The organism is Scytonema millei VB511283, assembly GCF_000817735.3.
In the GTDB taxonomy this organism is placed as follows: domain Bacteria; phylum Cyanobacteriota; class Cyanobacteriia; order Cyanobacteriales; family Chroococcidiopsidaceae; genus Chroococcidiopsis; species Chroococcidiopsis millei_B.
This window is the reverse complement of record NZ_JTJC03000007.1, coordinates 142,789-166,096: the sequence shown is the minus strand read 5'-3', so window position 1 is coordinate 166,096 and position 23,308 is coordinate 142,789. Positions and strand designations below refer to the sequence as shown.

Genomic DNA, 23,308 nt, shown 5'->3' with positions numbered 1-23,308 from the left:
ATCTTTCCACAATGAGATCTCGCAACTGACGATTAAGCTTATTGCCTGTTCTACAACTCAAGTATTTAGAAACTAAACTTTCCTGAAATCAAATTTTTCAGATCGATTTAGGAAAGACAACGATTATTCTCAGCGCCTCCGCACGATTTTAGGGGCAGCAATTGCAACTATTTGATTGTTGGTAGTAGCTCGATCGCTCTGCTGATATACTCCCGACCACACTGCGACTAGTACATCACACAATCTTAGCACTTCAGCCTGATTTGTCACCCCTATTGCTAGTGCTTGAGTAACTGGAATGCTTGCCACGCCATTGTAAGCTCCTGAAAGCGCACCCGCGATCGCGCTCGTCACGCCAGAGCGATCGCTGATTGCTGCTCTTTGAACGGTCAAGCGAAAATCTGCTGGCGTACTCAGGTAGCAAAAAAACGCCAAAGCGATTTGACTGCTCAATTCATGGGGTTGTCCTAACTGAGCGATCGCTCTTTCCAATCCTGCTCGTTCGTCCAGTAGCTTTTTGACTTGTGAGAGTTGTGCAGCTGTTGCAGTTGGGGATGCTCCTACAAAGGCAATTGCTTGGGAAATTATCTCAATTGGATTCGATTTTGCTTGTAAAGCAATGGCGATTGCTTGTCCTATTGCTAAGGTTCCATCTCGGCTTTCTGGTTCATCCCGATCGATCGCGACTAGCGCCAGTTGCAAATTCTGCCGCAGCTTCAACTCATTCTCATGAAAAAATACTGATATGGGAAGAGTTGTTAAAGGTGAAGCGTTTGAATTACCAGTCAACTCTTTTGTCATTGATTTGTGCCACGCTTCGTAATCGAATCTACCGAGCGCGATTAAAGTCTTTATTCCTTGCAATACTGAGTCAAGCAAGCCTGATTGGGATGAGTTATCGATTGCCTTTTCAGATAATAGTTTTGCCTTAAGTTTAGGGTGATTTGCAACCTCACCAACTGCCATTCCCAGCATCGTGCCGCGAAATCGACTATGAATCGAGTAACTCATTAATTGGAGTGCCTGATATGGTGAATCAAGGCGTGTAAACCTAAGCGATAGCTCTGTACGCCAAAGCCACTAATTTGCCCGATTGCCACAGCCGCAATATAGGAGTGATGGCGAAAAGATTCTCGTTGATAGATATTACTTAAATGAACTTCTACTGTAGGCATTTTTACCGCAGCGATCGCATCTCGCAGCGCTACGCTGGTATGGGTGTAAGCACCCGCATTAATCAAAACTCCCTGAAATTCCGCCTTAGCTGCTTGGATCGCATCCACTAACACGCCTTCATGGTTGGACTGCATCGCCTTAACTTCGGTTTTCAGCTGATTCCCCTCTGCCACTAACATACTATCGATTTCTGCCAAAGTCACCGAACCATAAATTCCTGGCTCTCTTGCTCCCAGTAGGTTCAAATTCGGTCCATGCAGCACGAGAATTTTGATTAGTGACGAATGAGAAGACACGCCATTCAAGCCCGTTCAATATTTATCGATGACGACGAGTCCGGCGATCGTCAACTGGAATTGGGATCGGCTCTGGTTCCGGCTCAGCTTCCGGTCCTAGCAAGGCTTCAATTAGCTTGCGCGCCCATTCTTTCAGCTTTTCCAGTACCCGATCTATGTAATCCATCGAACCGATTACTCCTGCAAAACTACCTTGATTTCTTGATGATAATCGATTGGAATCTATCTTTGTGCGCTCTTGATTTTTCCGCTACTTATTCTTTATATTTGCTTAGCTTTTTGTTGTTGCTAGCACGCGAAGTTTGACTTTTTCAAGCCAAAATGTAGTAGGGTAGCTACTTCTTCTCAATCGCTTTCACTGTTTGTTCCCTCTGCTCTACCAACATTTTGTTGGGAAAACAAAGGTGACAGCTTAATCTTTTTATTTAATATAAAGATATCACAAATTCCAACAGCAGACACATCTCTCTCTTGAAGGAATAGTTATCAGTTGACAGTTAACAGTGAAGAATGGGGTGTGGGGAACTGGTAGTTGGTAGTTGGTAGTTGCGTGGTGCGTGAAACACTTGTGACTTGTGACTTGTCTTGCTCCCTCAGCTCTCTCACCTCAGCTCTCTTCCCCCTGCTCCCTGCACCGAAGCGCTCCCTGCTCCCTAGCCTTTAGTAGGCGACGCAAGAGATCGAGGGCGGTGCAGGCGCTGACATGGCGAATCAGAGCGCGATCGCGTCCAGCTCCGAAATGATTTTCAAAACTTTGAACTTTGCCATCGGCTCCCGCTAAACCAACGTATACTAAGCCAACAGGTTTGGTTGCCGTACCACCATCGGGTCCGGCAATTCCCGTGATGCTCAAACCCCAAGTCGTACCGAGACGCGATCGCACTCCTGCTGCCATTTGTTCGGCGACGATCGCGCTGACAGCGCCAAATTGACTCAAATCATCAGGATTAACGCCCAAAACAGAAATTTTTACCGCATTGTCGTAGGAGATAACTCCCCCCCAGAAATATCTAGAACTCCCTGGTATGTCCGTGAGCATCTGCCCTAAACCGCCACCCGTGCAGGATTCCGCTACGCTGAGAGTTTCTCCTGCCGCAGTTAATAATTTACCGACTGCCGAGGCTAAAGTTTCTTCGTCAGAACCGAAATAATTTAAGTCTCCAATTTCCTGCAATTGTCGAGTTACTGGAGCAATAATTTGCTTGGCTGTTTCTGGTGAAGTTGCTTTTGCCGAGACGCGCAACTTCACCTCTCCTTGGCTGGCATAAGGAGCAACGGTAGGGTTAGGTAGATTGAGAAAGGCTGCTGCTTTTTCTGCTAAAGCTGCTTCGGCAATCCCCCAAAATTTCAAAGTTTGGCTGTAAATAATTTCTTGACCAAAACCAAGACTTTTGAGATAGGGAACGGCGGTTTCTTGCCACATCTGCTGCATTTCCGACGGTACGCCAGGAAAGGTGAGAATTACCACTCCAGATCGCGGTTGCCAGAGAATACCTGGGGCGGTTCCCCCAGGATTGGGTAAGATTGCCGCACCTTGAGGTAGTAAGGCTTGCTTGCGGTTGCTGGGAGACATTTTTCGCCCGCGTGAAGCGTATTTGCGGGTAATATCTTCAACAATTTCTTGGTGTTCTGTTAGCGGTACGCCAAAGAAATCGGCTAAAGTTTCGTGAGTGAGATCGTCGGGCGTAGGACCTAAACCGCCTGTAAAAATGAGAACTTGAGTCGAGTTATCCTGAGTTAATGAATTTCGTTCTAAAGCGACTTGAATCGCATGTTTAATTCTCGCAGGATTATCCCCCACTACAGTTTGATAGTAATGGGAAATTCCCAGATTTGCTAATTGCTGAGCTAAAAATTGCGCGTTGGTATTGAGAATATCACCCAGCAGTAGTTCAGTTCCAACGCAAATGATTTCGGCACTCATATAAATGAGGAGTTAGGGGTGAGGAGTGAGGAGCGAGGGCAGTTAGGATAAGGACTGTAGGAGTAGCAGGGAAAAATTAGAAATATTGTATTGTTTGTTTTGCATCTTAAATTATTCCCTCACTCCTCGCGCCTCGCTCCTAATCACTCCGTTAGGCAAGGGCAGGTACGGGAACGTTGAGATGCGGATAGAGGGGGAAGCGATCGCACAATGCCGCGACTCGGCGGCGACAGTCTTGCGCTACAGTATCATCTTGAGGATGTAACAGGCGATCGGCGATAATATTGGCAATTTCGGTAAATTCTGCCGTTCCCATGCCTCGTGTGGTCATGGCTGGAGAACCCAAACGGATACCACTTGTCACAAAAGGCGATTCTGTGTCGAAGGGGACTGTATTCTTATTAGCGGTGATATTTGTTTCACCTAAAAGGCGATCGCCTTCTTTACCTGTCATGCCAATACAGCGCAAGTCAACCAGCATCAAATGATTTTCTGTACCGTTGGATACGAGTTTGAAGTCTCTGTTTTGTAATTGAGCCGCCATTGCTTTAGCATTTTCAATGACTTGAGCTGCATAAGTTTTGAATTGAGGCTGTAATGCTTCGCCAAAGGCAACTGCTTTCGCCGCGATGACGTGTTCTAAAGGTCCGCCTTGGCTACCAGGGAACACGGATTTGTCTAGTTTTTTACCCAGTTCGGGATCGCGAGTGAGAATCAATCCGCCTCTTGGTCCGCGCAAAGTTTTATGTGTGGTTGTCGTGACGACATCGCAGTAGGGAATGGGGTTAGGATGCAAGCCAGTAGCAACCAAGCCAGCAATGTGAGCGATATCGGCTAATAAGTAAGCACCAACTTCATCGGCGATCGCTCTAAACTTTTCAAAGTCAATTATGCGTGGATAAGCAGAATAACCGCAAATGAGTAGCTTGGGACGATGTTGCAGCGCCAATTCCCGAATTTGGTCGTAGTCTAATTGTTCGGTCTGGGGATTCACGCCGTAATGGTGGACTTTAAACCACTTGCCAGAGAAATTTACGGGCGAACCGTGGGTTAAGTGTCCGCCGTGGGATAAATCCATCCCCATAATTGCGTCTCCTGGCTCTAGCAGAGTCATGAAGACGGCGAAATTAGCCTGAGCGCCAGAATGGGGTTGAACGTTGGCATGGGCTGCACCAAACAGTTGTTTGACGCGATCGATCGCTAATTGCTCGACGCGATCGATATATTCACAACCGCCGTAATAGCGCTTTCCAGGTAAGCCTTCAGCATATTTATTAGTCAATACCGAACCCTGGGCGGCTAAAACAGCAGCCGAAGTAAAGTTTTCACTCGCAATTAATTCTAAGTGGTCGCGCTGGCGCTGAAGTTCGCCGCTAATTAATTCAGCCACAACCGGATCGGAGGAAGCAAGTAAATCTAAGTTAGTTGAAGACACTGTGGTTAACCTTAAGCAATTTGCACGACTGTACCTGTCTAGATTAATAGGAGCGATCGCGTTTTCCGAAACCACACCATCAATCAAAATTTGCGGACAGCATAACTCAACATAGATACTTTAACTCAATCACAGTTATCAGTTGTCAGTTATCAGTTATCAGTTATCGGTGGTTAGTGGCTAGTGGCTAGTGGAACTGGTGACAAGATATTGAGTCCAGCCACGAGTCACTAGCCACCAGTCACTCACGACTCATTGATATTAAGCTCTGTATGCCTCATAACACTCTTTCTGAGTGACTAGCATAAAATTGACTTAAGGGATTATGGGATATTCTGGAGGGATCTGGATGTTAGTGATTTTGATGGAAGATCGAATCCTTGCCCCTCAGCAAGTTTGCCAAAGCTGTTTGCTTGCCGATCGTGCTGGACAGCCACGTTGGAGACAAGGACAATTACGCTGTGGTCAAGCTGTACCTAAACTCTCCCCAGGACAACCAGATCAGTACGAATGCATGATGGGCTTCCGCATTGCCAATGTTGAATGATGGTAGTGCGTAGCAAGTCGCCAGTCGCAATTAGTAGCCACTAGTCACTGGTCATCGGTTGCTGGTCGCTGACAACTGATAACTATAAAACCTGCGCTATCCTGTGCATATGAAGAGTTAAATTAAAATAGAGTCTGTTAGGAGAATAAATAATGGCTTGGCGCGGGACTACTACGGTGCAAGAGCGAATTTTTGCTTGTTTGCCATATTTGCTGCCCTTGATGCATGGATTTGCTTTTGGCGTTTTCTTACTGCGAGAATTTCCAGTTCTACAATATCTATTTCTACCGCTGATACCTTTATTGCAAATATACAGTAGTATACCTTTTGCTAGTCTAATTGTCTTTTTTGCTTTATATCTGTTGGTAGTTAGAAATGAAAGCATCAGCCACTTTATTCGTTTCAATACCATGCAAGCAATCTTAATTGATATTGTGATATTTTTGTGTGGTTTGGTACTGCCAATTTTGGCTCCAATTCCTGGGGCTAGTTTTGCCACACAGACTATAGCTAGTACAATTTTCCTTGGAATAGTGGCATCTGTAGCGTTTGCTGTGACTCAGTCTCTAAGAGGAAAATATGCAGAAATTCCTGCTCTCTCTGATGCAGTTCACATGCAGGTGAGATAGATATTTGTCATCGGTCATTGGCGCTCTGAGTGCAAGAGACTTATTTATTTTCTGAAAGTCGATTGCACATTTTACTGCTCTTAACAATCTTGTCGCTTTAGTCAGGAAAAAATTATAAGTTTTGAATTGTCGATTCAGAATTCTCGTTGGCGTACCTTAAAATTACAGTATTTTCTAAGCGACCAATCCCTTCAATCTCAACGCGGATGCGATCGCCTGCATTCAGCGCTCCTACTCCAGGAGGAGTTCCAGTCAAGACGACATCCCCAGGTAACAGCGTCATGACTTGACTGATGTAGGACACGAGGACAGCTGGAGAATAAACCATTTCTTCAATACTGGCAGATTGTACGGGTTGGGGGTTATCGTTTAAAAATGTCTGTAGCTGGGCAGATGGATTGATTTCTCTGACGATCCAGGGACCGAGGGGGCAAAAGGTATCAAATCCCTTGGCTCGCGTCCACTGACTGTCTTGCCTTTGTAAATCTCGCGCCGTGATATCGTTGGCGATCGTGTAGCCCCAAATTTTTTTCTGTGCTTGTTCTGGCGTACAATCTGACGTGCGATCGCCAATCACTAAAGCTAATTCTCCTTCATAGTCTACCCGCCGCGACTGTTGCGGGTATTTGATTTCAGTCGCCGTGGCAATCACTGCTGAAGGTGGCTTCAGAAACAACAAAGGTTCCTTCGGTACGCTTGAACCCATTTCTGCTGCATGTTCCACGTAGTTTTTACCCACTGCTACGATTTTGGAGGGAGCGCAAGGTGCGAGAATCTGATATTCATCTGGTGTTAAGCTTTCCTCCGTAGGCTGTCCTTGTAGCCAAGGCGGAGCATCTAATAGCAAAACTTCCAAGCTAAGTTGGAGTATGCCGTAGTGGATGCGTCCCTCTAGAGATTGAACTCGAATGTAGCGTTGCGCCATAAAGTGTTATTAGATACCTGATCGTTTACTCTAGCGTTTGAGCGTGAATTTTTGTGTTGATAGTTTTACAAAGCATTTTTTCATTAGTCGAGAGAAAGTGGGAAGTGAGTAGTAAACAGGGTGTGGAGTGTGGTGTGGGGAGTGTGGGGAGAGGGGTAGAGGAGAAATTACTAGTCACTGATAACTGATAACTGGTAACTGATAACTGGTAACTGATAACTGATGACTACTTAATAGTTTGTGCGATCGCAATGTCAATCGATTTAAGAAATACAAATTCTGCTTGTGCCTCTATTTTGGTAGAAACATGGCGACGGTTGGGACTCACTACTGCTGTCATTTGTCCTGGTTCGCGCTCTACTCCACTGACAATTGCTTTTGTGCAAGCCTCAGAAGTTGAGGCAATTTCCGTGTTAGATGAGCGTTCTGCTGCCTTTTTCGCCTTGGGAATTGCTAAACAAACGAGTAAACCTGTAATTGTCGTCGTCACCTCCGGTACGGCTGGAGTTAACTGCTATCCCGCGATCGTGGAAGCAAGGGAAAGTCGAGTGCCTTTAATAGTTCTAACAGCCGATCGACCTCCTGAATTGAGACACTGCCATTCTGGACAAACGATCGATCAGTTAAAGTTATTTGGCTCTTATCCTAACTGGCAAGCAGAATTAGCTCTACCATCTTTAGAAATCTCGACGCTCCGATATTTGCGTCAAACAGCGATTTATGCATGGGAACGAGCGCTATACCCCGTCCCTGGTGTCGTTCATCTCAATATACCTTTTCGCGACCCCCTCGCACCCATACCCGATGGCGATAATGCTGAATTTATATCCTCTCAACTAGAATTAGACGACTTTTTTGCTGGGATCGAAGCCGATCTCCGTGCGGACGCACAGCCGATCGCCCCTACGACTCCTGTACGGGTGGGTTTGTCTAGATTGTTTACGAGCCAAGAGACATCTGGGTTAAACCCACCCCTACCCGTCTCCTGGCAACAACTCGAACGCGGCATTATCATCGCTGGGATTGCCCAACCACAGAACCCGCGAGAATATTGTGGGGCGATCGCTCAACTTGCTAAAACACTGAAGTTCCCAGTTCTAGCGGAAGGGTTATCTCCAGCAAGAAACTATGCCGAACTCAATCCTTATCTCATTTCTACCTACGATTTAATTCTCCGCCAGCCGCAACTAGCAGATAAACTCAAGCCTGATGTGGCGATCCAAATCGGGGAATTGCCGACAAGTAAAGAATTACGTAGTTGGCTCGATCGCACTCAACCGCAGCGTTGGATTGTCGATCCTAGCGACCAAAATCTAGACCCTCTACATGGCAAAACGACTCATTTGCGCCTTTGTGTGGAACAGTTAGCTCAAATCTATCCTACGGAGCCAAAGTTGCCTAGCGACTATCTTCAGTTATGGTGCGACTTAGAGACTAAGGTAAGAGGTGTTGTAGACGGGGCGATCGCAAATCTGAATCAGCCGTTTGAAGGTAAGGTAGCTTGGATGCTCTCTCAAATACTCCCCCCTGGTACGTCACTGTTTATTGCCAATAGTATGCCCGTGCGCGATGTAGAATTTTTTTGGATGCCTAGTAATTCCGGCGTGCGACCTTTTGTGAATCGAGGCGCAAATGGCATTGATGGTACTTTATCTACTGCTTTAGGAATTGCTCATCACAATCAAAGCAGTGTCATGTTAACTGGAGACTTAGCTTTATTGCACGATACCAATGGCTTTCTCATTGGCAAAAAACTTAAGGGTCATTTAACAATTGTGCTGATTAATAACAATGGTGGCGGAATTTTTGAAATGCTGCCAATTTCTCAGTTCGATCCACCCTTTGAAGAGTTTTTTGCTACGCCACAAGATATTAATTTTGCTTGCCTTTGTCAGACTTATGGTGTAGAACATGAATTAATTACCACTTGGGAAGATTTGCAACAAAGGCTAAAGTTTTTACCAGCAAGTGGGATTCGAGTTTTAGAGTTGAGAACGAACAGAAAAGCTGATGCTCAATGGCGACAAGCAAATTTAGCAAAATTTGTCAAAGGAATTTGAAGTTAGATATTGGTCATTTGTCATTCGTCATTTGTCATTTGTCACTGATAACTGATATAGCGATCCTGTTTGAATCGTGAACAAGCTCGTTGTGGTGGTTGACGGTTAACGGTTAACGGTTAACTGTCAACTGTCAGCAATCGACACGCGAAATTCACGAATCGTTTAGGCTTGCTATAGTTGATAGGTGATAACTGATGAAAAGAATTTCTGCTACCTTAGCAACTTTAATTGCGATCGCAACAGCGATACCGACTCAGGCTCAAACAACAAGAGAGCCGAAGTATTTTCGCAGTAGTTTTTATAAAAACAACCCATCAGACTGTAAGATTTTTTACCCCGTTCCAGTTGGTGCAGTTCCTAGCCGCAAAGCAAAAGATAGTACTTGCTTACCACCACCATTAGCAATTATTCCTGGGTATGGGAAAGACTATACGCGCTTAATGAAAACTGGAATTCGAGCTGGAATTAGGGGTGATTACAATACGGCTTTAATTAACTTTCGTCGCGCTCAACAAATTGAGATTTCTAAAGACCATTTGGGCTATACTAATCGCGAGGCGTTGAGGGGAATTAATGGAGCGATGGTAGCACAAAGATATCAATTAGAACCTCATCCAGTGAAAAGACTCACGCCAAAATTTTTTTGGTACTACTGGACTGGTACGGGCGATCGCGGTAATTGGGGTAGAAATATTATCGAGCGTCGATAGTAAATCTTGTTGCTAGGGAGCGTCCTACAAGTGCAAAATGCTCTTGTAAGATGCTCCCTGCTATATTGTTTTTTAAAATAAGCACAACAAACTTAATAAACCTGAGAAAATCTTACCATTAACATCATTATCACGACTAACGCACTTATCCAAACCAATAGAGAACCCCAACTCAAAGAATTTTGGCTGAATTGCTGCGATACACCTTGTACCAGTCTATTTAAATTTGCCATATTATTTGTATACTCCGAAACTATGTATTTTATAATACTGAAAGATTTTTGTAGATTTAGATCGAAATAGCAATGAAACTTAGTTAATAGAAATAAAAGTTTAAATATAACTCAGGCTTAAATCTGTAGCTTTTCACCTGAGACAGCGTACGTATTTTGAGTAAGCCTTGCTTCGCAAGGGGCAAGCAAGAGAGCAGTATGTCGCCTTAATACTATACAAAACACATGCTTTTAAGTACAATTGTACTAAAAATACAGAGGGTTAGAATCCTGATGAAGTTCTCTAAGCTCGATCTGGGTAATCTTGTAGCTGTCGGTCATTCAGATGGTTATTTAGGACTATTAATCGACCGAGGAGATGAGTTTGAGTTAGTGGAAGTTCCCGCCCCGATCGAGGCTTATGAAGGTTTGCAACACGTCAATTCTTTGGTTAATACCAATGCATTACCTGCTGCATCTGAACCTCTAAAATTGCTACCAGTTCAATCTACAATGGCAACATCAATTGGTTATGACTGCACCGATCGCATCTTACAAGTTGAGTTTAGTAGTGGCAGTGTATATCAGTATGTAGATGTAGAACCGGAAACTTGGGAAGCTTTACAAGAAACCGATTCTTTAGGAAGATTTTATAACAGCAATATTAAAGGTCAATACGATTGCCAGCGAATTGACTACATCGATTGCGATTACAGCGAAGAAGAATGTTGCTAACCTATATTATTTAAACTTTCTGTGACTTTATGAGGTATTGAAGGGTAATGAAGGAAGATATAACCCGATCGCCCTTCAAGAGATACCCTAGTTATGGAAGTCTCAATCCGCGAACTTCAAGAAAGCGAACTCCCCGCAGCAGATCGCGTTTTTAAATTGGCTTTCGGCACTTTTATCGGACTGCCCGATCCAATGGAGTTTGGCGGCGATGCAAACTTTATCCGAGGTCGTTGGCACGCAAATCCATCATCTGCTTTTGCAGCGATCGCAGATGGCATTATAGGATCTAATTTAGCAACTCGGTGGGGTAGTTGCGCGTCTTTTGGTCCTCTCAGCGTTCATCCCGATTGGTGGAACCAAAAGATTGCTCAGCGTCTCATCGAACCAGTTGTAGAATGCTTCGATACATGGAATATCCACCAGGCAGGTTTATTTACCTTTCCTAACAGTTCCAAGCACCACGCACTGTATCAAAAATTTGGATTTTGGCAGCGGTTCTTAACTGTAATTATGGCTAAAACCGTACAACAGCCTCAGTCAGTGCCGCAAGTTATAAGATATTCTCAAATGGATCGAGAGCAGCGATCGAGCATTTTAAAAGAGGGTTTTACTCTTACGGATAACATTTATCCAGGATTAGATCTGTCGCCAGAAATTATTACCGTACACACACAAAAACTGGGTGACACAGTTTTCTTTGGGGATGAGAAGGGTTTAGCAGGGTTGGCTGTTTGTCATTGCGGTGCAGGAACTGAGGCGGGCGGCGATACTTGCTATGTTAAATTTGGGGCTGTCCGTTTGGGACAGAATGTAGAGGAAAGATTCGAGCAATTATTAGATCTGTGCGAAACTTTGACCGTACAGATGAGTATGTCGCGCTTAGTCGCTGGGGTGAATACGAGTCATCATGAAGCATACCGCCGGATGATAGCGCGGGATTTTCGGACGGAGATTACTGGAGTCGCAATGCACAGACCAAATCAGTCAGGATATCATCGTCCTGATATATTTGTTTTAGATGATTGGCGCTAGTTGGTTTAATGCTTTTCTATCCATGCAACACGAGTCAGTATCCAACCATCTTCTTCTTGACTGCTAACATTTCCTGTTACAGGATAACCAAGTTGTTTGAGATATTGAGTAACGTCAAAAGTTTGTTGCAGACGGCTGCGGTTACTGTAACTACTCGTCCGCAGCGCCAGCGTTCGGGCGTGCTTCCCCAACCTGACTGTTGGTAAGGATTGGTAGATGCAAGATACCAAGTTTCAGTTTTTTGCTGTTCTTCTCTAAACCAGGTAGCAAGACTATTAGCTTCAAGCATTTCGTAAGATAATTTGAGGGGGAAGTACGCTTTCTACTACTGCAAACCAGTTTTTTAGTAAAGTAAAGTTACGCTAAGTTTCATCATGACTAAACTGATTGTCATCACGGGGGTAAGTCGCGGTTTGGGGCTTGCCATGACGGAAGGATTCATTCAAGCCGGACATGCAGTTGTAGGTTGCGCCCGTTCTGAGGCAGCAGTAGCAAAACTATCTCAGCAGCATAATTCGCCGCACGATTTTATGGTAGTAAACGTTGCCGATAACCAGCAGGTGAAAACTTGGGCAGAACAAGTACTTTCGCGTCACGGTGTGCCAGATTTACTAATTAATAATGCAGCTATAATTAATCCTCTAGCCCCACTTTGGCAAATTCCCGTGGAAGAATGCGATCGCCTTATTGATGTCAATATCAAGGGAGTCGTAAACGTTATCCGTCACTTTGTCCCCGCCATGAAGGAGAAAAATCGGGGTGTCATTGTCAACTTAAGTTCTGGTTGGGGTCGTTCCACTTCTCCAGAAGTTGCCACATACTGTGCTTCAAAATGGGCAATCGAGGGACTCACTAGGTCTTTAGCGCAGGAATTACCCGCTGGGATGGCAGCAATTCCCCTCAACCCTGGCATTATTCATACAGATATGCTGGAAATTTGTTATGGAGAAGAAGCAGCGGCTTATACTGCGATAAAAGATTGGGTGAAGCAAGCCGTACCATTTCTACTGAAATTGAGCGCAAAGGATAATGGTATGCCGTTGACGGTTCCGGTTTGATTGAGACATGCATTCGTAGGGGCGGGTTTGCCAGCAATATTTGGTCGTAGTCAGAGACAATTGGTAAACCCGCCCGTACAAAAGTCAAAACATTCAAGAATTGAAATTGAGATGTAACAAAAGCTGGTTATGAGTAAAGTTTTAGATGTGCCTCTTTCGATGGAAGTTGCCAAACGGATTAAGAGTAAGGCAACTAAATGTTTTGATAATGCCTACAAAGCCGCGCTGCTGATGGAGGGATCGGTCTACGTGCAAGGCTTTTTAGTCTTTGCCAGCGCAGCGTGTGAAATGGTAGAGTATGGCTGGCTCGAACTAGGCGATCGCATTGTCGATCCGACGTTTCCCCATCTCGATCGCCACATTGAAACACTCTATTACTTCCCCGCCCAGCGCCTCACCGTGCCACAACTCAAGGCAACCATAGAAGAGTCAAAAGAAGATTACCCCGAAGACGACCCCTTACCCGTATATGGAGAAGCCCCTTACGAGTATTATGGCGATGTCATGCTAGGTGGTGCTGATTATGCCGCAGCATTTAAAGACGCTGAGGCAAAATGTCGAGAAATCGACTTTGAGGTTAACGGTTAACCGTTAACCGTCAACTGTTAACCTTTCTTAGCCTTAATAACTATCGTTATCGTTAGCCATCTGCATTTCGAGTAGGTGGTTGGCGTGGTTGAGTCGATTAGCGATCGCCTGTCGCCAGACGAGTTCCACTTCTGGATCGGCTAGGACTTCTTGTGCCAGTTGTCTGTAAACAGCACTAGTGGCAGCATTAACCTGTTCCAACAGTCTGAGGTTGTGATAGATAGTTCTGGGAGAGATCTTGGTCATATGGCTAGTGGCTGGTGGCTAGTGGTTGGTGGCTAGTGGCTGGTGGCTGGACTCTTTTCTAGTCACTAGTCACTAATCACTGATAACTGTTAAAAAGGTAAATCCGTGCTACCCATGAGATAGAGGTCGCACTCGCGGGCTGCACCGCGACCCTCGTTGAATGCCCAGACGACTAAGCTTTGTCCGCGACGACAATCGCCAGCGGCAAAGACTCCAGGGATGCTGGTAGCATATTTACCGTAGTCTGCTTTAATATTGCTGCGGGGGTCGCGATCGAGTCCCAAGGCATCAATTAGAGGTTGTTCGGGTCCGAGGAAACCCATTGCTAGTAGAACGAGTTGGGCGGGGATAACTTTTTCTGTACCAGGAACTTGCTGTGGAACAAACTGTCCTTTTTCGTTTTTCGTCCACTCTATTTGTACGGTATGGACCGCTTTGACGCAGCCGTTCTCGTCGCCCTCAAATTTGGTAGCAGTGGTGATGTATGTGCGGGGGTCAGCGCCAAATTTAGCCGCAGCTTCTTCCTGCCCGTAATCCATTTTGTAGATTTTGGGATATTCGGGCCACGGGTTATTCGCGGCACGGGTGAGGGGTGGTTGGGGCATAATTTCCAATTGGACGATGCTGTTACAACTGTGGCGGATCGACGTGCCGACGCAATCAGTTCCAGTATCGCCACCACCAATAATCACGACATCTTTATCGGCAGCAGAGATGAAATTATCGCCTCTGTGGTTATCTAGAATTGCTTGGGTGTTGGCAGTGAGGAAATCCATTGCGAAGTGAATTCCCTTCAGTTCTCGTCCTTCGATCGGTAAGTCGCGGGGTTTGGTCGCACCGACGCAGAGGACTACAGCATCAAATTCTTTTAAAAGATCTGCCGCAGGTAAATCTTTGCCAATTTCGGTGTTGCAAACAAATTTCACGCCTTCCTGTTCCAAAATATTGAGGCGGCGCTGGACGACTTCCCGCTTGTCGAGTTTCATATTGGGAATACCATACATCAGCAATCCGCCAGGGCGATCGGCGCGTTCAAATACCGTTACCCAATGTCCTGCTGTATTGAGTTGCGCTGCGGCACACAGTCCTGCCGGACCCGAACCGACAACAGCAACTTTCTTACCCGTGCGCTTTTCTGGGGGATGGGGTTCGATCCAACCTGCTTCCCAACCTTTATCGGCGATCGCATTTTCAATATTCTTAATTGTCACGGGAGGATTGTTAATTCCCAGTACGCAAGCACCTTCGCACGGTGCAGGACAGACGCGCCCTGTAAATTCAGGAAAATTGTTGGTTTTGTGCAGGCGATCGAGTGCTTCGCGCCAGAGTCCGCGATAGATCAGGTCGTTCCACTCAGGAATCAAGTTATTAATCGGACAACCGCTTGCCATGCCACTGATGACCGTACCCGTGTGGCAAAACGGTACGCCACAATCCATACAACGTGCGCCTTGGGTGCGAAGTTTCTCCTCTGGCATGTGGATGTGAAACTCGTCCCAGTTGTGGATGCGATCGCGTGGCGCAATTTCTGAAGCTACTTCGCGGAGATATTCGATAAAGCCTGTTGGTTTGCCCATAGTAAGAAAGTGGTGCGTGGTGGAGAGTCGGGAGTGGAAGAGTGGGAGTCGGGAGTCGGGATTAACTGGTCACTGATTAGCTGCCACCGATGCGGGAGACATCGCGGGCGTTTTCTTCAAAGGCGGCGGTGAGGGCATCGTCACCGCTTAAGCCGGAGGCGATCGCTTGCTGTAAGGCTTGCAGTACGCGCTTGTAGTCTCTCGGCATCACCTTGACGAACTTGGCGATCGCATCTTCCCAGTTGGCGAGAACTTGCTTTGCTTTCTGGCTGTGGGTATAGTCGGCGTGTTTCTGAATCATTTGCCGCACGATCGCGATTTCTTCCGGATCTTCGAGTCTTTCCAGTCCTACCATTTGCGTATTACAGCGGGTAGCAAAATCGCCTTTCTCGTCGAGGATGTAGGCAACACCTCCACTCATCCCTGCGGCAAAGTTGCGTCCGGTAGTACCCAAGATGACGACTTTACCACCAGTCATGTATTCGCAACCGTGATCGCCTACGCCTTCCACAACGGTATTGACACCGGAGTTACGCACGCAGAAGCGTTCTCCAGCGACACCGGAAATATACGCCTCGCCACTGGTTGCACCGTAAAAGGCAACGTTACCGACGATGATGTTTTCTTCTGGGATAAATGTAGACTCTACGGGCGGATAAACCATAATCTTGCCACCACTGAGTCCTTTACCCAGGTAATCGTTAGCATCACCTTCGAGTTCTAAGGTTACGCCTTTGGGGACGAATGCACCGAAACTCTGTCCCGCACTCCCTTGGAAATGTAGGTGTACGGTCTCTTCGGGTAAACCATCCCAATGACGTTTGCTGATTTCGTTTCCGAGGATCGTGCCGACGACGCGATTGATATTTTTAATTGGTAGAGTGGCTTTGACTGGTTTACCGTGTTCGATCGCCTCTTGACATAATTCCAGTAATACTGTCATATCTAGAGACTGTTCTAACCCGTGGTCTTGGGGAATTTGACAGTAACGCCCGACTTCCGCCCCAACTTGCGGCTGGTAGAGGATTTTTGACAAGTCGATGCCTTTTGCTTTCCAATGGGCGATCGCTTGTTTTGCCTCTAGTACGTCCGTGCGACCGACCATTTCATTCAAGCTGCGGAAACCGAGTTGTGCCATAATTTCTCGCACTTCCTGGGCGATGAACTTCATAAAGTTGACGGCGTGTTCTGGATCGCCCGTAAAGTTCTGCCGCAGTTGTGGGTCTTGTGTCGCTACCCCCACCGGACAGGTGTTGAGGTGGCAGACGCGCATCATAATACAGCCGAGGGAAACGAGGGGGGCGGTGGAAAAACCGAATTCTTCTGCACCCAACAGTGCAGCGACAACGACATCGCGCCCCGTCTTCATCTGTCCGTCTGTTTCGACAACGATGCGCGATCGCAGATTATTCAGCACCAAAGTTTGATGCGTCTCTGCTAACCCCAGTTCCCAAGGTAGCCCCGCGTGTTTAATTGAAGTCTGCGGCGAAGCACCCGTACCACCATCAAAACCAGAAATTAGTACCACATCAGCGTGCGCTTTGGCAACCCCTGCGGCAATTGTGCCTACACCAACCTCAGAGACTAACTTGACACTGATCCGTGCTTGACGGTTGGCATTTTTCAAATCGTGAATTAACTCGGCAAGGTCTTCAATCGAGTAAATATCGTGGTGTGGTGGGGGTGAAATCAGTCCTACCCCTGGCGTGGAGTGACGGACTTTGGCAATTGAGGGGTACACCTTGCGTCCTGGTAACTGTCCGCCTTCCCCTGGTTTTGCCCCCTGCGCCATCTTGATTTGCAGTTCTTTTGCTTGGGACAAATACAAGCTGGTTACGCCAAAACGACCGGAAGCAACTTGTTTGATGGCACTATTTTTTGAGTCACCGAGATCGTTCGTCCAAGTATATCTTTCTGGATCTTCGCCACCTTCCCCAGTATTAGATTTACCACCAATCCGGTTCATAGCGATCGCCAGGGTTTCGTGCGCCTCTTTGGAAATTGAGCCATAACTCATCGCCCCCGTTTTGAAGCGTTTCATAATTGCTTCAATTGGTTCGACTTCTTCAATTGGAACTGGCTGACGTGCTTTAAATTGCAATAGTCCGCGTAGGGTAAAAAACTGCTGATTTTGCTCGTTTACCAGGGTGGCGTATTGCTTGTAACTGTCATAATTTCCTTCACGGACAGCTTTTTGCAACGTGTGGATTGTCTGCGGACTAAATAGATGCGCCTCACCTTCTTTGCGCCATTGATATTCACCCCCAACATCTAGCGTATGTCCGTTGGTGGGACGGTCTGGGAAGGCGTGATTGTGACGTAAAATTGCTTCTTGGGCGATCGCTTCTAGATCTATACCTTCAATTCGCGATGCCGTCCAGGTAAAATATTTGTCAATGACTGACTGATTTAAGCCGATACCTTCAAAAATTTGCGCTCCACGATAGCTTTGCAGGGTAGAAATTCCAATTTTGGAGGCAACTTTAATCACACCCTTAGTTGCGGCTTTGACGTAGTTCTTACACGCAGCTTTGAAATCAACATCGAGTAGCGAACCCTGCTGAATTAAACTTTCAATTGTTTCAAACGCCAGATAAGGATTAATTGCCCCACAGCCGTAACCGAGCAGAACGGCGTAATGATGTACCTCCCGTGGTTCTCCCGATTCTAAGACAATTCCTACCCGCGTGCGGGTTCCCGTGCGAATCAGGTGGTGATGCAAACCGGATACTGCGAGTAATGCTGGGATCGGGGCATTATCGCGATCCACACCGCGATCGCTCAGGATAATAATATTGACACCAGATGTTATCGCCTGGTCTGCTTGGCTGCAAATTTCATCCAGTGCTGTTTCTAATCCCTTCACCCCATCTTTTGGGTTAAACAGGATGGGAATCGTCACGGAGCTGAAATTATCTTCATTGATATATTTCAGTTTTGCCAACTCTTCATTGCTAAGGATTGGCGTTTTCAATTCAATTAAACGACAACTCTCTGGTTCTGGTTTGAGTAAATTTCGTTCCGAACCAATTGTCGTTTCTGCCGAGGTGATAATCTCTTCCCGAATTGAATCAATCGGCGGGTTTGTCACCTGAGCAAACAGCTGTTGGAAGTAATCATAAAGCAATTTGGGACGGTCGGATAAAACAGCCAATGGCGTATCTGCACCCATCGCACCTACTGCCTCAACTCCATCCTTTGCCATGGGAGTCAACAACAGCCGCAACTCTTCAAAGGTGTATCCAAAAGCCATTTGACGCTGAATGAGGGGTGAGGAGTGAGGAGTGAGGAGTGAGGGGTAAGAGGCATTTTCTCCCTTGTCCCCTTCTTCCCGACTCCCGACTCCTGTACGGGCGGGTTTTGAGTGAAGGTCGTTCGCCTCATCTGTTAATCTTTCGCTAAACCCGCCCCTACGACTCCCGACTCCCGCCAATGCCACCATATGCTCATCCAACCATTCCCGATACGGATGTGCGGTGACGATTTGGTGTTTGATTTCTGCGTCGGCAATAATCCGTCCTTGTGCCATATCTACCAGAAACATCCGCCCTGGTTCCAAGCGTCCTTTCGACGCTACACGTTCTGGTTCAATTGGCAATACACCCGCTTCGGATGCCATGATTACCAAGTCGTCTTTGGTGACGTAATATCGTGACGGACGCAAGCCATTTCTATCGAGTACTGCGCCGATTGTCGTCCCATCGGTAAAAGCAATTGACGCGGGACCGTCCCACGGTTCCATTAAACAGGAATGATATTTATAAAATGCCTTTTTCTCCTCGCTCATCGACTCATGCGCCGTCCACGGTTCGGGGATCATCATCATCACCGCATGAGGAAGCGATCGCCCTGCGAGTGTAAGCAACTCTAGCACGTTGTCAAAGATCATCGAGTCGCTGCCGTCCATATTGATGACTGGCTTTAGCTTCTCTAAATCTTCGCCAAATAATTCTGACTCAAACAAAGATTGCCGCGCGTGCATCCAGTTGATGTTACCGCGCAGGGTATTAATTTCACCATTATGAGCGATGTAACGATAGGGATGCGATCGCTCCCAACTGGGAAATGTATTCGTACTAAAACGAGAGTGTACCAGTGCTAGGGCGCTTTCTAAATCGGGATCTTGCAAGTCGGGGTAATATTGCCCTACCTGCACGGGCATTAACATTCCTTTATAAACAATTGTGCGGCAAGAAAGACTCGATGGATACCAATACGGATCTATCTGGGTGGTGCGAATTTCGTTTTGAGAACGTCTGCGAATGACGTATAGTTTGCGATCGAAATCTGTTTCAGTGGTTAAATTGTCAGCACGTTGGATGAAAACTTGCTGTACAAAAGGTTCGCTAGCTTTAGCGGTGTTACCTAATGAGGAGTTATCTGTCGGTACGTCACGCCAACCGAGAACTTTTTGACCTTCCTCCGCCACAATTTTCTCAAATATCTGCCGACTCTGCTCCCTGACTGCGGCATCTGGCGCACAATAAATGATACCAACGCCATAATATCCTGCTTCTGGCAGGTTAATATTTTCTGCCGTTGCAACTTTTTTGAGAAATTTATGCGGGACTTGCAATAAAATTCCAGCACCATCGCCTGTATTAATCTCGCTACCACACGCGCCACGGTGATTGAGATTTAACAGAATCGTCAGTGCTTGTTCTACAATTTCGTGCGATTGCTTGCCCTTCATATGAACGATGAATCCTACACCGCACGCATCATGCTCGAACTGTGGATCGTAGAGTCCCTGTTTTGGTGGTAGTTGATTGCTATTCATAATTGGCGATTTATCCGTGGCAATGAAGGGTCGTGATGAAATTGGCAGTCGGCAGTTGGAAGTTATTGACAGGAATATGGGGTGTAGGAAGTTTACACCTGACGATCGAGGTGCATTCTAATTTGCATTCTCTAACGAGTAGAGATGTAAATGTTCAGCTCTTAAGGAAATTATTAGTTATCTGTTGTAGTAGGGACGCATAGCTATGCACCCCTACAAATTTTTGAAACGCTTGTTAACGAAAGATTTCAATTCCTTAAATTTCAATTCTTTAAATTTCACGATCGCAAAACCAAACGAAACTCAATAAATTTTGGTTCTGATTTACCTCTGAAAAACCTTAGCAATCGAGTGCGATCGCTAATTTACTAATTGAATTTTTGACTTCACAGGCAAAATCGACTCCTACAAGAAGCTTATTGTATCGATTCTTACGGAAGTACGATCGCCTTTGATATTAATTTTCGTAACTATTTCAGAGCTAAAAAACGACACTACTCTTTGTGACTCAATGGCATGTCAATATATACTGACATCTGAAAATGTCAAGACATTTGCACGCTGCAATAAACCAGTAGCTGTTTAAAGGCTGCTGTAGAGCAGATGATATATTTTGAACTTGGTAGCGATACTTCAACGATATAATTCGATCTACATATTTATGAAGATCTGTTTGGCTGGCAGAACAAGAAAGGTAGTTAAATTGTGCTGTCACCATGATGGACTTGAGGCGATGAACGACGACTTGCAATTGCTGTATGTCGCGTTCGGTAAATTGGCGTTCTTGAAGCGAACCGACGTGTAGAACCCCAACCATACCTTCTCGCATTAGTAGGGGAACGCCAACGAGCGAGTGCAGTCCTTTCTGCCGTAAAATCGGACTGACAATCTCCTCTTCCAATAGATTGTCAGTCACCATCGATTTCCTACTTGCAGCAATTCTACCCGCAATACCCTGACCGATAGGAATACGAATTTTTTGTGTAATCTCTTCTTCAAGTCCAACGGTAGCGTATACGAGCAAATTTTCCCGATCTTCATCTGGTAGTAGGAGTGTAGCAGTGTCAACAGACATATACTCTCGCAGCCATGCCAATAGCTTCGTGAAGGCACTTGCCATCTGTCGTCTGTCACCTACATATTTTTCGCCCACAGCCACATTCCATCCCTTATAAGGTATGGGAAAGTTATCGTAGTCTGCCCACAAAACCATAGAACTGCCCTAAATTGAAACTGAAGTACAAATCTTAACTTGACAAAAATAACATTTTTTACTAAAAAACATTTTTTACTTGAGCTATTATACTCTGGTTCAAGCATATGTTCCTATGCCAAAAGTAGTACTTCTATGAGTTGAGAGTGGCTGGTGGCTGGTGGCTAGATGCTGCTGACTTGCGACTTGCTCTCTAGAAAATCAATTTTTAATCTTCTCTAATCTCGTGCCACAAGCTTTGCAAAACCGAGCATCAGCATCGTGCAATGCTAACCCACAAGTAGGACAATTTGTCTCTACCCGATCTGATGTTTTGACTAATTGTTTAATTAAATCGCCTAGTTGCCAAGGAATTAGGGCAATTCCAGTTAAAATCATCAGAACTGTGAGAAACCTACCTGTTTGGGATATAGGGGTTACGTCACCAAATCCTACAGTTGTCATCGTCACCACTGAGAAATACACCGCATCCAAAAAAGTATGAAATACTTTTGGATTGATAGAATGCTCGGCTTGATAAATCAAACCGGAATAAACAAAAACGATCGCAAATAAAGTAAATAAAATTCTAGCAAATATAACGGTGTCTTCTGTGCCAATGCGACCAAATAAAGTTCTCCCTTGCAGAAAACGAACTAATTTTAAAATACGGAACCATCGCAGCAAGCGAATATAACTAAAGTTAACATCTACAATTCCTGAAAAGATTGGCAGAATTGCCATCAGATCGATAATAGAATAAATACTGAAAACATATTGCAGTCTATTTTCCGCGCACCAAAGCCGCAATAAGTATTCTAGAGTAAAAATGAAAATAATCAGCGTATCAAAAAAATCGAGTAGGCTGCGAATTGCAGGAGGAATTTGATATGTATCGGCAACAAAAATAGCAGAAGATAGTAGGACTAAACCTGTAATAATTAAAGTGGTTGTCCGACCTGCGGGCGTTTCAATATCTTCTAAATAAAATCCTACACGCTGTTTGAGTAACATGACACAGATGACACCTGAAGATTTTATGCGATTAGCTTTGGTAGAAGCAAAACAGGGCGATTCTCCTTACGGTGCTGTAATCGTCAAAGATAACGAAGTCGTAGCTAAAGGGTATAACACAGTTAAGCGAGATTGCGATCCTTCTGCTCATGCAGAAATGAATGTCATTCGTAGTTTAACAGCTAAAATTCAAACTCCATCTTTAGAGGGATATACGATATACGCTACAGGTGAACCTTGTCCGATGTGTGCGAGTGTTTGCGTATGGGCAGGTGTATCAGAAATTATAATTGGGGCTTCAATCGAAGATTTGATCTCGGTGAACCAATCGCAGATCGATCTAGCGTGTGATGAGATAATTGCTAAATCTTTTAGAAAGATTAGCGTGACAAAAGGCGTATTGCGACAGGAATGTGTGGATTTATTTAAATAGAAAAGTATTTGCAAAAATTGCAGCTTGAGTGCGATCGCGCAGATTCAATCGATTTAAAATATTCGTAACGTGATTTTTGACCGTTCCTTCAGAAATAAATAGTTTCTGAGCAATTTCGCGATTATTTGCCCCCGCTGCAATTAATTGTAAAATTTCTAATTCTCTAGGTGTGAGTTCTTGCAGTACTGGTGGAGGGGGAGGTTTTGGTACAGACAGAGGAGATACTAGGAGTTTTTTTACAATTCCCGGTCCCAATTGCGTATATCCTTTATGTACGGCATGGATAGCTACAGCTAATTCCTCTGAAGGTGTATCTTTGAGTAAATACCCCATAGCTCCGTGAGCGATCGCTGCTTGTACGTATTCGTCATCGTCAAAAGTCGTTAAAACTAAAACTTTTATCTGCGGAAGTTTTTGCAAAATTTCTCGCGTTGCTGCAACGCCATCCATCAATGGCATCCGAATATCCATTAATATGACATCTGGATGCAATTCTTCAGCTAATTGAAGCGCAATTTGTCCATTTTCTGCTTCACCAACGACTGTTAATTCAGGATCTAATTCCAATAATGCTTTTAATCCTTGGCGAATTAAGCTTTGATCGTCTACCACTAAGATTTGGATCATTTGAATTAGAAAAATAGTAGGGAGACAAGGGAGAAGTTGTAAGTTGTAAGTCGTAAGTCAAAAACCGGAGTACCGCTTGCCACTTCTTCTCACTCACTACTCATAACCC

22 protein-coding genes are annotated in these 23,308 nt (G+C 45.3%); 9 read left to right on the top strand and 13 right to left on the bottom strand.

Features of this window, described 5'->3' with window-relative positions; translation table 11 throughout:
• Positions 1–129 precede the first annotated feature (129 nt).
• The 5 genes from QH73_RS21915 to glyA form a co-directional block, all read right to left on the bottom strand.
• Entirely contained in the window at positions 130–1,011 is an 882-nt protein-coding gene (locus QH73_RS21915; RefSeq protein WP_039716162.1) for an ADP-ribosylglycohydrolase family protein, read from the bottom strand.
• Positions 1,011–1,481: a type II 3-dehydroquinate dehydratase gene (gene aroQ, locus QH73_RS21910; RefSeq protein ID WP_201278283.1), complete on the bottom strand. Its 471-nt coding sequence runs from the start codon at positions 1,479–1,481 to the stop codon at positions 1,011–1,013. Before aroQ ends, QH73_RS21915 begins: the two co-directional genes overlap by 1 nt.
• Positions 1,482–1,494: 13 nt before the next feature.
• Positions 1,495–1,638, bottom strand: a complete 144-nt coding sequence (locus QH73_RS21905; RefSeq protein ID WP_015155086.1) for a hypothetical protein — start codon at positions 1,636–1,638, stop codon at positions 1,495–1,497.
• Positions 1,639–2,079: 441 nt separating this feature from the next.
• Positions 2,080–3,396 carry a competence/damage-inducible protein A gene (locus tag QH73_RS21900; RefSeq protein WP_052290122.1) on the bottom strand — a complete coding sequence of 439 codons (1,317 nt, stop codon included), beginning with the start codon at positions 3,394–3,396 and terminating at the stop codon, positions 2,080–2,082.
• Between the two features lie 151 nt (positions 3,397–3,547).
• A complete protein-coding gene (gene glyA, locus QH73_RS21895) occupies positions 3,548–4,831 on the bottom strand; it encodes a serine hydroxymethyltransferase (RefSeq protein ID WP_039716163.1) in 1,284 nt (427 codons plus the stop codon).
• A gap of 349 nt (positions 4,832–5,180) precedes the next feature.
• Here glyA and QH73_RS21890 point away from each other — a divergent pair, with 349 nt between their 5' ends.
• Together QH73_RS21890 and QH73_RS21885 are read left to right on the top strand one after the other, a co-directional pair.
• Positions 5,181–5,378, top strand: coding sequence for a hypothetical protein (locus tag QH73_RS21890; RefSeq protein WP_015155083.1), 198 nt, complete (start codon positions 5,181–5,183; stop codon positions 5,376–5,378).
• Positions 5,379–5,530: 152 nt separating this feature from the next.
• Positions 5,531–6,007, top strand: coding sequence for a Tic20 family protein (locus tag QH73_RS21885; protein ID WP_039716164.1), 477 nt, complete (start codon positions 5,531–5,533; stop codon positions 6,005–6,007).
• A 112-nt stretch (positions 6,008–6,119) separates the two neighbouring features.
• On the opposite strand, the gene QH73_RS21880 is transcribed toward QH73_RS21885, so the two are convergent.
• Positions 6,120–6,932, bottom strand: coding sequence for a fumarylacetoacetate hydrolase family protein (locus tag QH73_RS21880; RefSeq protein WP_039716165.1), 813 nt, complete (start codon positions 6,930–6,932; stop codon positions 6,120–6,122).
• Positions 6,933–7,183: 251 nt separating this feature from the next.
• On the opposite strand from QH73_RS21880, the gene menD reads away from it, so the two are divergent.
• The 4 genes from menD (at position 7,184) to QH73_RS21860 (ending at position 11,684) form a co-directional block, all read left to right on the top strand.
• The gene (gene menD / locus QH73_RS21875) at positions 7,184–8,992 is read left to right on the top strand and encodes a 2-succinyl-5-enolpyruvyl-6-hydroxy-3-cyclohexene-1-carboxylic-acid synthase (RefSeq protein WP_039716166.1); all 1,809 of its coding nucleotides are present in this window, start codon (positions 7,184–7,186) and stop codon (positions 8,990–8,992) included.
• A 197-nt stretch (positions 8,993–9,189) separates the two neighbouring features.
• Positions 9,190–9,705, top strand: coding sequence for a hypothetical protein (locus tag QH73_RS21870; protein WP_039716167.1), 516 nt, complete (start codon positions 9,190–9,192; stop codon positions 9,703–9,705).
• 506 nt (positions 9,706–10,211) lie between these two features.
• The gene (locus QH73_RS21865) at positions 10,212–10,652 is read left to right on the top strand and encodes a KTSC domain-containing protein (RefSeq protein ID WP_039716168.1); all 441 of its coding nucleotides are present in this window, start codon (positions 10,212–10,214) and stop codon (positions 10,650–10,652) included.
• A gap of 93 nt (positions 10,653–10,745) precedes the next feature.
• The gene (locus QH73_RS21860; RefSeq protein ID WP_039716169.1) at positions 10,746–11,684 is read left to right on the top strand and encodes a GNAT family N-acetyltransferase; all 939 of its coding nucleotides are present in this window, start codon (positions 10,746–10,748) and stop codon (positions 11,682–11,684) included.
• Positions 11,685–11,689: 5 nt separating this feature from the next.
• Here QH73_RS21860 and QH73_RS21855 read toward each other — a convergent pair whose 3' ends face one another.
• Positions 11,690–11,914, bottom strand: a complete 225-nt coding sequence (locus QH73_RS21855) for a hypothetical protein (protein ID WP_132867461.1) — start codon at positions 11,912–11,914, stop codon at positions 11,690–11,692.
• 144 nt (positions 11,915–12,058) lie between these two features.
• Here QH73_RS21855 and QH73_RS21850 point away from each other — a divergent pair, with 144 nt between their 5' ends.
• Entirely contained in the window at positions 12,059–12,742 is a 684-nt protein-coding gene (locus QH73_RS21850; RefSeq protein ID WP_039716170.1) for an SDR family oxidoreductase, read from the top strand.
• A 129-nt stretch (positions 12,743–12,871) separates the two neighbouring features.
• The gene (locus QH73_RS21845) at positions 12,872–13,330 is read left to right on the top strand and encodes a hypothetical protein (RefSeq protein ID WP_039716171.1); all 459 of its coding nucleotides are present in this window, start codon (positions 12,872–12,874) and stop codon (positions 13,328–13,330) included.
• Between the two features lie 33 nt (positions 13,331–13,363).
• On the opposite strand, the gene QH73_RS21840 is transcribed toward QH73_RS21845, so the two are convergent.
• The 5 genes from QH73_RS21840 to QH73_RS21820 all read right to left on the bottom strand — a co-directional run bounded on the left by QH73_RS21840 (position 13,364) and on the right by QH73_RS21820 (position 22,139).
• Entirely contained in the window at positions 13,364–13,576 is a 213-nt protein-coding gene (locus QH73_RS21840) for a hypothetical protein (RefSeq protein ID WP_015155072.1), read from the bottom strand.
• 89 nt (positions 13,577–13,665) lie between these two features.
• Complete coding sequence (gltD, locus tag QH73_RS21835; RefSeq protein WP_039716172.1) at positions 13,666–15,153, bottom strand: glutamate synthase small subunit; 1,488 nt, start codon at positions 15,151–15,153, stop codon at positions 13,666–13,668.
• A 76-nt stretch (positions 15,154–15,229) separates the two neighbouring features.
• A complete protein-coding gene (gene gltB, locus QH73_RS21830; protein ID WP_039716173.1) occupies positions 15,230–19,933 on the bottom strand; it encodes a glutamate synthase large subunit in 4,704 nt (1,567 codons plus the stop codon).
• A gap of 508 nt (positions 19,934–20,441) precedes the next feature.
• Positions 20,442–21,146 (bottom strand): GAF domain-containing protein, encoded by a 705-nt coding sequence (locus QH73_RS21825; protein WP_039716174.1) that lies wholly within the window; start codon positions 21,144–21,146, stop codon positions 20,442–20,444.
• 201 nt (positions 21,147–21,347) lie between these two features.
• Positions 21,348–22,139 carry an ion transporter gene (locus tag QH73_RS21820; RefSeq protein WP_039716175.1) on the bottom strand — a complete coding sequence of 264 codons (792 nt, stop codon included), beginning with the start codon at positions 22,137–22,139 and terminating at the stop codon, positions 21,348–21,350.
• A 7-nt stretch (positions 22,140–22,146) separates the two neighbouring features.
• Between QH73_RS21820 and QH73_RS21815 the strand changes: the two genes are divergently transcribed.
• On the top strand, positions 22,147–22,572 hold the full coding sequence (locus QH73_RS21815; RefSeq protein ID WP_039717593.1) for a nucleoside deaminase: 426 nt from the start codon (positions 22,147–22,149) through the stop codon (positions 22,570–22,572).
• On the opposite strand, the gene QH73_RS21810 is transcribed toward QH73_RS21815, so the two are convergent.
• Positions 22,561–23,199 carry a response regulator gene (locus QH73_RS21810; RefSeq protein WP_039716176.1) on the bottom strand — a complete coding sequence of 213 codons (639 nt, stop codon included), beginning with the start codon at positions 23,197–23,199 and terminating at the stop codon, positions 22,561–22,563. The genes QH73_RS21815 and QH73_RS21810 overlap by 12 nt on opposite strands.
• Positions 23,200–23,308 lie beyond the last annotated feature (109 nt).